Origin of the sequence: uncultured Fibrobacter sp. (genome assembly GCF_937877005.1) — a bacterium.
In the GTDB taxonomy this organism is placed as follows: Bacteria; Fibrobacterota; Fibrobacteria; order Fibrobacterales; family Fibrobacteraceae; genus Fibrobacter.
Genome location: NZ_CALEFV010000338.1, coordinates 17862 through 26959, shown reverse-complemented (window position 1 = coordinate 26959; position 9098 = coordinate 17862). Strand labels below are relative to the sequence as shown.

Here is a 9098-nt window from a genome sequence, read left to right as displayed (position 1 = left end):
ATAAAAAAATGATCCCGGGGCATGCCCGGGATGACATTTTTGCGCCCCCAAAAGAGCGTCTTTTGATTCTAAACAGGGTCGTTTACCGGCTTGGAATAGTCGCGTTCGCCGAAGAGGGCGGTGCCCACGCGGATCATGGTGGAGCCTTCTTCGATGGCCACTTCCAAATCGCCGGTCATACCCATGGAAAGCTGGTCAAAGTTCGCGAACACGCCGCCCTTGGCCATAAATTTCTGCTGAAGGTTACGGAGGAAAGCGAAACATTCACGGGAATCTTCGGCGACACCGGTATTCTTTCCGATAGTCATGAGCCCGCGGAAACGCAAATGCGGGAAATTTTCGCTCTTGCCGTCGGAAGCGGCGCCTGCCTTTGCGGCAAGGTCGTTCAGGAACGCTTCGGCCTCATGCACGTCGAGCCCGCTTTTGGTCTCTTCCTCGCCGGCATTCACCTGAAAAAGGATATCGAGAATTTTGCCCTGAGATGCGCCGTTGCCATTGCCGGGGAGTGCCGCACAGACGCGTTCCAGTTTCTCGACAGCCTCGATACTCGCGATAGAATGGATGCAGTCGGCAACGATGGCAGCCTTCTTGAGCTTGTTGCTCTGCACAGGGCCAATCACGTGGCAACGCACGCGGCTGCCGTCTTTTGCGGTACGCGGCTCGCTGAACTTGAGTTCCGCTTCCTGCACGCGGTTCTCGCCAAAGTCGGTCGCACCCAGCGCAATCGCGTTTTCCACGGCTTCTGCCGGGTGGAACTTGCTCACCCAAACGAGCTTCACCGAATTGCGACTGCGGTCCGCAAGGCTACAGGCTTTTGCAATCCTTGCTTCGAGAGCTGCAAGGTGCTCGCGCATTTCGTCTAGAGTGAATTCCATAGTCGTCGCCAGTTATTTCTTTTTCTTCGTTTCCTTGAACAGCACCTTGATAATTTCGTCAATGTGCTTGTGCGTAAAGATCTTGAGGCCCTTCTTAGCGGGTGCCGGGAGTTCGTCTACGTCCTTCTTGTTCTGCGCAGGCAGGCGGAGCGTCTTCACGCCAGCCTGGAGCGCTGCAAGCGCCTTCTCGTTGAGTCCGCCAATTGCAAGACACGAACCTGTAAGGCTCACTTCGCCGGTAAAGGCGATATCCGGAGAAACCGGCTGCTTGGTAAATGCAGAAAGAAGGCAGAGCGTAAGCGCGATACCTGCCGATGGACCATCCTTCGGCACGGCACCTTCGGGCACATGAATGTGGATATCCGTCTTTTTCACGATATTCGGATCGATACCGAAACGCTCCAGGCGTTCGCGCACAAGGCTTAATGCAATCTGCGCCGATTCCTTCATCACGTCGCCGAGCTTACCCGTCATGAGCAGGTTTCCGCGACCAGAAAGCAGCATGCACTCGATCGGCAGAATCTCGCCGCCCACGCTCGTCCAGGCAAGTCCCGTAATGACACCGGGACGTCCCGGTTCGGGCAGCTGGCTATCCAGGTAGCGCGGCGCTCCCAGATATTCCTGCAGAGTCTTCTCGGTAATTTCGGCCTTGTATTTCTTGCCCATCACCTTGTCTTTCGCACGGTGACGCACGACATTTTCCAAGGTGCGTTCCAGTTCGCGCACGCCCGCCTCGCGGGTCCATTCGCGAATCACCTTCTGGATAATGGAATCGTCCAGAACAACGTCCTTGCCGGACTCGATTCCCGTGCGTTCGCAAATGCGCGGCACCAGGTACTTGCTTGCAATCTGCAGCTTTTCGTGCGGATAGTAGCCGGGCAGGCGCACAATTTCCAGACGGTCGCGCAGGGCCTCGGGAATTTCGCCTTCGCTATTCGCCGTTGCAATGAACAGCACGCGGCTCAGGTCAAGGCCCACTTCCATGAAGTGGTCGGTAAAGTCATGATTCTGCTCGGGGTCCAGAACTTCGAGCATGGCGCTTGCGGGGTCACCGCGGAAGTCGCTCGCCATCTTGTCGATTTCGTCGAGCAAGATAATCGGGTTCATGCACTTGGCACGGCGAAGCGCCTGGATAAAGCGACCAGGCATAGCACCAATGTAAGTACGGCGATGACCGCGAATTTCGGCCTCGTCGCGCACGCCACCGAGCGTGATGCGCACGAAGTTACGCTGCATCGCGTTCGCAATCGATTCCACGAGGGTCGTCTTGCCCACACCCGGAGGGCCCACCAGGCAAAGAATCGGCGCACGGTGTTCGGTGCCCGTCAGCTTGAGCACCGCCACATATTCCATGATGCGTTCCTTCACCTTGTCGAGCCCAAAATGCTTGGAGTCGAGTTCCGCCTTCACCTTCTTCATGTTCAGGACCGTATCGGTATACTCGCCGTAAGGCAGATTCAGAAACCAGTCGAGGTAATTGCGGCTCACCGCGTATTCCGGCGAAGTCGGCTGCATCAGGCGCATACGGGAAATCTCTTCCTCAAGCTTTTCCTGAATAGCGGCCGAGAACTTCTTCGCCTTAATTTTCTTCAGCAGCTGGTCGAGTTCCGAAGTGCCACCGTTGTCGCCATCGAGTTCGTCCTGCAACTGACGGATCTGTTCCGAAATGAACCATTCCTTCTGCTGCTGCGCCATCTTCTGGCGAACATTCTGCTGCACCTTCACCATCATGGTATCGGTGTCCGCCGCGACCTGCATGATTTCTACCAGGCGGTCGGCCAGCTCATTGATATTGTCTATCTCGAGCAGACGCTGACGCTCGTCGAGCGAAATCTGCAAGAAGGGAATCATCCCGTAGAAGGCGTTGATGTGGCTGTCCATGGTAAACAGCGCATCCACCATGCCTTCCGAAATATTCCGGTGCATGGAATATTCCTTGAACTGCGAAAGCACCGCCTCAAAGCGTTCGCACTTGTCCGACGCCTTGATCGAGGGATTGTGCATCGAGACCGATACAGAAAGGAACGAGTCCTTGGTCACGATAGAACGCAGGTCCACCACGCACTCGCCTTCGAGAACCACCTTCACGCAACCGTTCGGGAAAGGCGTCACGTTGCTCACGTGCGCGAGCACGCCCACCGAATAAAGGTCGAGCATCGGGTTTTCAATATCTTCCTGTTCAATATTCTTCTGTGCCGAAAGAACGATATGGCCTTCGTGTGCCTCGGCATATTCAAGGGCGCGCAGCGAAATTTCCCTGCCGACCAGAATGCGGCGGGTCGTATGCGGAAAAACCACGGCGTCCCGGAGCGGGAGCAGGGGGTACATTTTCGAAAAATCAAAACTCATATATTAAAAGATAGCATCTTCAAAAAAGTTATCCGGCGGAACCCCTTCCGCCAAGGCGTCATTCCACAAACCCCGGAGCAGGCAGGTGCATTCCCGCTATCAGGAGCTTGTGGTCGCGGGCATACTGCATTATACGCTTGCGGCTCTCGACCGATTTTACTTTGTCCATATCGTAATTGGAACTGATTTCGGGATGATCCTTCTGCAGGGCATAACCGTGCATCAGGTCGCCAATCACGAGCAAGTTCGAAAGCCTGAAGGCCGTGTGTCCCGGAGTGTGGCCCACGGCATCCATTGCGAGCACGCCATGCGGAAGGCTGTCGCCAAACGCGAACAGGTGCAGACTATCCTTGTAGAGGCCCATCACGTTCTTCTGCAGATCATTTTTGGGAATATCGTTCATCCATGCATCATACTCCACCTTGCCCGCATAAACCGCCGCATTCCGGAACACCTTCATGTCGTTACCTGCACTATCCTTCGCGACAAGACCCGCGACATGGTCCGCATGGAAATGCGTCAGGTATATAAGCCCGATGCTGTCGGGATTCACGCCGAGCGCCTCGATACGCTTCATCATCTGCCCGCCAAGGGCACCAAGCCCCGCATCGAACAGGATGTACTTGCCGTCCACCTTCACGAGGAATGTGCTGACAGAAGCAGGAATGCCGTCGGGCATGTTCAGACTGTCGTAAAGCGAATCGCTCGCATCGCTAAACAGCGTGCGCGGCATCAGTCTTTCGCCATCGTTATCCTGAATCCAGGTGACAGTCGCACCATTAGCAAGCATGAGCGTGCGGGTACCCGCGACCTGGGCAGAAGTTTCCGCCGGCATGTTCGGAGCAGCACTCTCGTCCGCCTTTTCAGCAGCGGAATCCTTCGCAGAAGTCTTGGTATCGCTGCAGGCAACCGCCATCAGCAAAAGCGCGGTACAGAACGGAATCAGAATCTTTTTCATAAACTCTCCTAGTTAGGATAGAATATATAAAAAGATCATCCCTTACTGACAGTCTTTCAGAATATTCTCGATATCGGTGCAGGTCAGCGAAATCCGCTCGTTCAACGCCTCGGCAATACCGCAGAGCGCCTTTCTACACGCCATCAGGATATTGAAATCCTGCTCGACCACGTTCGTCTCGGCAAGCTGAAAGTAGTAGCAGGCCGCCTGGAAACGCTGATAGTCGGGATCGTTCCTATAGAGTTCCGCGGGCAGGTCCTTCATGACCGTATCCAGATCGCATGCGAAATCCTTGCGCATCAGGAACTCCGCCAAGTGCCCCGCCATCGCGATATGCGCATCGCCTTCCAGCTCGCTTCCGGCAATGTGCGTGATACCCGGCCGCTCCCTGGACCTATCCATCTTCACGTATTCTAGCGGACGCTTGAACAACAGGGCGACAAGCGCATGGCCCGCCTCATGATTGCACAATTTCCTGAATTCCTCTTCACCGAAAAAATCCACCAATGATTCTCGCGTCAATTCTACTGGCATATCGCAATCTACCTATCCAAAAACAGCTCCTTTCTTTTATAAGAAATCACATTTCATAGATTTCTTTGCTATAAAATATACAAAAAGCACTTTCCACCCCAATATTCCGAATCGACAAGTATTTTTTGTTGCGAATTGCATACAGAATTTCTAGTTTTGCTAGACTAATAACAACTTCCCGTCGCAGACGGCAGTACAGTACCCCGTTGTGAAAACATTTGGAACGGAGCCTCACGAACGCTTGAAAAAGCGCAGGAGATTGCCGCCAAAGAAAAATAGCGGCATTTCTCGGCTATAAAGTAAAACCGCCTTCCTGTGGAAGGCGGTATTTTTTACGAAGCTTTCTTGCGGCCCTTCTTTGCGGGCTCGGACTTCTTTTCCGAAGGCGCCTTTAGGCCATTCTTCACTATCTCGGATGTCACCACGAATTCCTTGTTGCCGGAACCGGGCATCTCGAACATCGCACGCTGCAAGGTTTTTTCCATCACGGAACGGAGTCCGCGCGCGCCCGTCTTGCGGGCCATCGTCTCATGGACAATTTCCTTGAGCGCATCTTCTTCGAACTTGAGCTCGATTCCGTCCATTTCGAACAGGCTCTTGTATTGCTTTACAAGGGCGTTCTTCGGCTGAGTCAGAATATTCAGGAGAGCGGCCTCGTCGAGTTCTTCGAGGGCGACAGCCACGGGCAAGCGGCCCACGATTTCGGGAATCAGGCCGAACTGAATCAGGTCATCGGGTTCCAGAAGCTTGAAAAGTTCAGAAAGCGAATTTTCCTCGGCGCTGCGGATGTCAGCACCGAAACCCATGCCACCCGTATTCACACGGCGGGAAATAATCTTGTCGAGCGTCTCGAAGGCGCCACCGCAAATGAACAGGATGTTCTTGGTGTTCACCTGCACGAGCGGCTGTTCGGGGTGCTTGCGGCCACCCTTCGGGGGAACGGCCGCGACGGTTCCTTCCAGAAGTTTCAATAGGCCCTGCTGCACGCCTTCGCCGCTCACGTCGCGGGTAATGGAGGGGTTCGCAGTCTTGCGCGCGATCTTGTCGATTTCGTCGATAAAGATGATTCCGCGTTCAGCACGGGACACGTCGTAGTCGGCAGCCTGCAACAGGCGCACGATAATGCTGTCCACGTCCTCGCCCACGTAGCCCGCTTCGGTAAGCACGGTGGCGTCGGCGATAGTGAAGGGCACGTCCAGAAAGCGCGCCATGGTCTGCGCCAGAAGCGTCTTTCCCGAACCGGTCGGGCCCACCAGAAGCAGGTTCGACTTCTCGACTTCCTGCGCATCGGGGTGAGCTTGTTTGTAACGCAGACGCTTGTAGTGGTTGTACACCGCCACGGAAAGGGCGGTTTTCGCCTGGTCCTGGCCAATCACATATTCGTCCAGGTGAGCCTTGATTTCGGTCGGCAACGGAAGAGGTTTGGAGGATATCTCGGCGGCGGCAGATTCCTGCCTTGAACGAGCACGGTCTTCCTCGATAATGCGATTACACATGGTAATGCAGTCGCTGCAGATCTGCACGCCTGCACCCGTAATCATCTTCTCCACTTGCTCCGCAGGCTTGCCGCAAAAGCTGCAAGTCACGGTCGGGCGGTTCTTCCCGCTACGATACATTAAATTCCCTCTTTACGCGGAACAAAGATTTCGTCGATAACGCCGAACGCCTTGGCTTCCTCGGGCCCCATGTAGAAATCGCGGTCGGTCTTTTCGCGGACCTCGTCAATGGACTTGCCGGTATGCTTCGCGACGATTTCGGCCAAGGTTTCCTTGGTGCGCACGATTTCCTTAGCAGTAATCTGGATATCCGTGGACTGGCCGGTGGCGGCACCGGACGGCTGATGGAGCATGATGCGGGAATGCGGCAGCGCATAGCGCTTGCCCTTGGTTCCCGCGGCAAGGAGCACGGCCGCCATCGAGGCGCAGTTGCCAATGCAAATGGTCGCGATGTTCGGACGCACGTGCTGCATGGTATCGTAAATGGCAAGCCCTGCCGACACGTAACCACCCGGGCTGTTGATATACAGCGTGATATCCTTTTCCGGATTCTCGTACTCAAGGAAAATCAGCTGGGCCATGACGTTGTTCGCCACTTCGTCGTTGATCGGCGTACCCAGAAAGATAATGCGTTCCTTAAGGAGACGGGAATAGATATCGTAGGCGCGTTCACCGCGTCCGGTGGTCTCTATGACGGTAGGGATGATCATTCAGTTTACCTCTTACTTGTTTTCTTCGGCAGCCGGACGGATACCGACGATAAAGTCGGCGGCCATCTGGATGCGCAGTTCGTCACGCAGCTGGTTGATGCGGCCGGACTGACGGAAATGACCCTTCAGGGTTTCGAAATCCACGTGGTAGGCCTTGGCCATGTTTTCGAGGCGGGCATCGACTGCAGCCTGGTTCGGGCGGATCTTTTCCTGAGTGGCGACATATTCCAGAATGCGGTGCTTCTTGATTTCGCGGATAGCTTCCGGAGTCAGCGTCTTGAGCTGTTCTTCGGTCGGTTCCACCATGTCCTTTTCGCTCTGGGCGTTGCGGTTCAGGGTCCAGCGGATAAGATCGTAGATACGGGCCTTCGGCACTTCGAACGGGTTCTGTTCGATGAGCTTGTCGATGGCTTCGTTAATGGCCTTGTTCTTGGCGGTGTCCTGCTTCTGGCTAGCGAGGCCTTCGGCGAGGTTGTTCTTCAGGTCCTCGACATCCTTCACGCCAATCTGCTTGCAGAATTCCTCGTCCATGGTCGGCGGAACGATTTCACGCACGTCGGTCACTTCCACCTTGAACTGAGCGGTCTTGCCGCGATAGCGTTCGTCCTTGTGGTCATCCGGATACTTGAAGTTGATTTCCTTGGTTTCGCCGGCGGTAGTACCGGTCAGGCCTTCGTCGAATCCCGGGGAGGCGGATTCGCCGAGGAGGCTACGGAATTCCTTGTTTTCCGGGAGTTCCTGCTTTTCGCCGTCGATCACGACTTCGATGTAGTTGCCCACGACCACGTCACCCTTCTTGGCAGCACGATCCACATGTTCGTCCTTGCTCCACATCTGGACCAGGCGGTCGTATTCGGCCTGGACTTCTTCTTCGTGCACGGCGGTGTCGGGAACGGTGATGCCCGTATCGGCATAGCCCTTGATCTCGATTTCCGGATCGATTTCGACTTCCACCTTCAGTGCGATGTCGTTTTCCTTGTCGTCCTTGAATTCAACGACGTTCATCGGACCCACGGGAATGATATTGGCCTTCTTGAGTTCTTCCTGCACGATCTTGTTCACGATTTCGTCCACGGCTTCCTGACGGATAGCGCTGCCGAACTGCTTGAGGACCATAGCCTTCGGTACCATGCCCTGACGGAAACCCTTCATGGTGACCTGCTTCTTGTACTGGCTCAGCTTCTTGTCGAAGAAAACCTTGAGGTCTGCCTGCGGGATGGTGATTTCGAGGGTGCGCATGGTAGCGCTGGTTTCTTTGATTTCTACGCTCATATGAACTCCGAGAGTCGGTTAAAAAAGTATTGAAAAACATGCGAGAGGAGGGAGTCGAACCCTCACACCGAAGTGCCAGATCCTAAGTCTGGTGCGTCTGCCAATTCCGCCACTCTCGCGATTTTGCACGCAAATTTAGAAAAAAAAATGAGCGTAGATTCTAGGAAACTTCGATTACCCCATAAAAACGGGAAGGAATCCTACGGGAAACAAGCCCCAGACGGTTGGCGATGCGCACCGGAAGCATGGCAAGAAATCCGAGCGGTCCCTTCATGTTCTCGCGCAAAAGCGACATGGACATGTGAGGAAACAGGTAATCGCCCATCTCGAGACGGTACGGCCTGCCGACGGAATCCAGCAGCGACTTCATTTCGGCGTAGGAGAAATGCCACAGGTGATCGGACACGGCGACATGCGCATAGGAGAGCCCGATCGAAAAAAGCTTTTCGAAATCTTCGGTACAGGGAAGCGTGAACAGGACGCGCTTGCGCGCGGCGGCAATGGCGTTCTGCAAAAAAATCTTCGGATCTTCGACATGCTCGAGAACTTCGACCAAAGTAACGGTATCGGCGACCTTCTCGCCAACAGTCTCGCCCATTTCAAGGTGACGCGTCTTGAGGCCATTTTCCGATGCAACCTTCAGCGATTCCGCATTGATGTCGGCAACGACCGTGTCGTAGCCGGCCCTGCTCATTTCCAAGGCGTAGGCGCCTTCGCCACCGCCAATGTCCAGCACCGACGAACCGCGAACTTCGCGCAGCAGGAACTGCACTAGCGGCTTGTGGGCCTCGCCCGGCCTTGCCGGCGGCCCCGGCTTAAAGAAAGAACTTTTACCTTGAAGTGTTCCCATAATCCAAATATACAAAACTCCATTAATGACGGTCACGACGAAATCTTTTATCTT

At 54.8% G+C, this 9098-nt stretch carries 8 protein-coding genes and 1 tRNA gene; all 9 read right to left on the bottom strand.

Features of this window, described 5'->3' with window-relative positions; all coding sequences use genetic code 11:
- Positions 1-68: 68 nt before the first annotated feature.
- Positions 69-875: a YggS family pyridoxal phosphate-dependent enzyme gene (locus Q0628_RS15175; protein WP_298772419.1), complete on the bottom strand. Its 807-nt coding sequence runs from the start codon at positions 873-875 to the stop codon at positions 69-71.
- 12 nt (positions 876-887) lie between these two features.
- Positions 888-3224 carry an endopeptidase La gene (gene lon, locus Q0628_RS15170; RefSeq protein WP_298772417.1) on the bottom strand — a complete coding sequence of 779 codons (2337 nt, stop codon included), beginning with the start codon at positions 3222-3224 and terminating at the stop codon, positions 888-890.
- Positions 3225-3282: 58 nt separating this feature from the next.
- A complete protein-coding gene (locus Q0628_RS15165) occupies positions 3283-4182 on the bottom strand; it encodes an MBL fold metallo-hydrolase (RefSeq protein ID WP_298772414.1) in 900 nt (299 codons plus the stop codon).
- 42 nt (positions 4183-4224) lie between these two features.
- Positions 4225-4716, bottom strand: a complete 492-nt coding sequence (locus Q0628_RS15160; protein ID WP_298772412.1) for a hypothetical protein — start codon at positions 4714-4716, stop codon at positions 4225-4227.
- Positions 4717-5048: 332 nt separating this feature from the next.
- Positions 5049-6332: an ATP-dependent Clp protease ATP-binding subunit ClpX gene (gene clpX / locus Q0628_RS15155; RefSeq protein ID WP_298772410.1), complete on the bottom strand. Its 1284-nt coding sequence runs from the start codon at positions 6330-6332 to the stop codon at positions 5049-5051.
- Entirely contained in the window at positions 6332-6922 is a 591-nt protein-coding gene (locus Q0628_RS15150; RefSeq protein ID WP_072799965.1) for an ATP-dependent Clp protease proteolytic subunit, read from the bottom strand. The genes clpX and Q0628_RS15150 overlap by 1 nt, the downstream gene beginning before the upstream one ends.
- A 12-nt stretch (positions 6923-6934) precedes the next feature.
- Complete coding sequence (gene tig / locus Q0628_RS15145; RefSeq protein WP_298772408.1) at positions 6935-8194, bottom strand: trigger factor; 1260 nt, start codon at positions 8192-8194, stop codon at positions 6935-6937.
- A 39-nt stretch (positions 8195-8233) separates the two neighbouring features.
- A tRNA-Leu gene (locus tag Q0628_RS15140) sits at positions 8234-8313 on the bottom strand.
- 41 nt (positions 8314-8354) lie between these two features.
- Positions 8355-9044 carry a class I SAM-dependent methyltransferase gene (locus tag Q0628_RS15135; RefSeq protein ID WP_298772406.1) on the bottom strand — a complete coding sequence of 230 codons (690 nt, stop codon included), beginning with the start codon at positions 9042-9044 and terminating at the stop codon, positions 8355-8357.
- Positions 9045-9098: the final 54 nt, after the last annotated feature.

Excerpts from the sequence above, each read along its gene's own strand:
- Q0628_RS15175 (WP_298772419.1), bottom strand. The coding sequence starts at position 875 with ATGGAATTCACTCTAGACGAAATGCGCGAGCACCTTGCAGCTCTCGAA.
- lon (WP_298772417.1), bottom strand. The coding sequence starts at position 3,224 with ATGAGTTTTGATTTTTCGAAAATGTACCCCCTGCTCCCGCTCCGGGAC.
- Q0628_RS15165 (WP_298772414.1), bottom strand. The coding sequence starts at position 4,182 with ATGAAAAAGATTCTGATTCCGTTCTGTACCGCGCTTTTGCTGATGGCG.
- Q0628_RS15160 (WP_298772412.1), bottom strand. The coding sequence starts at position 4,716 with ATGCCAGTAGAATTGACGCGAGAATCATTGGTGGATTTTTTCGGTGAA.
- clpX (WP_298772410.1), bottom strand. The coding sequence starts at position 6,332 with ATGTATCGTAGCGGGAAGAACCGCCCGACCGTGACTTGCAGCTTTTGC.
- Q0628_RS15150 (WP_072799965.1), bottom strand. The coding sequence starts at position 6,922 with ATGATCATCCCTACCGTCATAGAGACCACCGGACGCGGTGAACGCGCC.
- tig (WP_298772408.1), bottom strand. The coding sequence starts at position 8,194 with ATGAGCGTAGAAATCAAAGAAACCAGCGCTACCATGCGCACCCTCGAA.
- Q0628_RS15135 (WP_298772406.1), bottom strand. The coding sequence starts at position 9,044 with ATGGGAACACTTCAAGGTAAAAGTTCTTTCTTTAAGCCGGGGCCGCCG.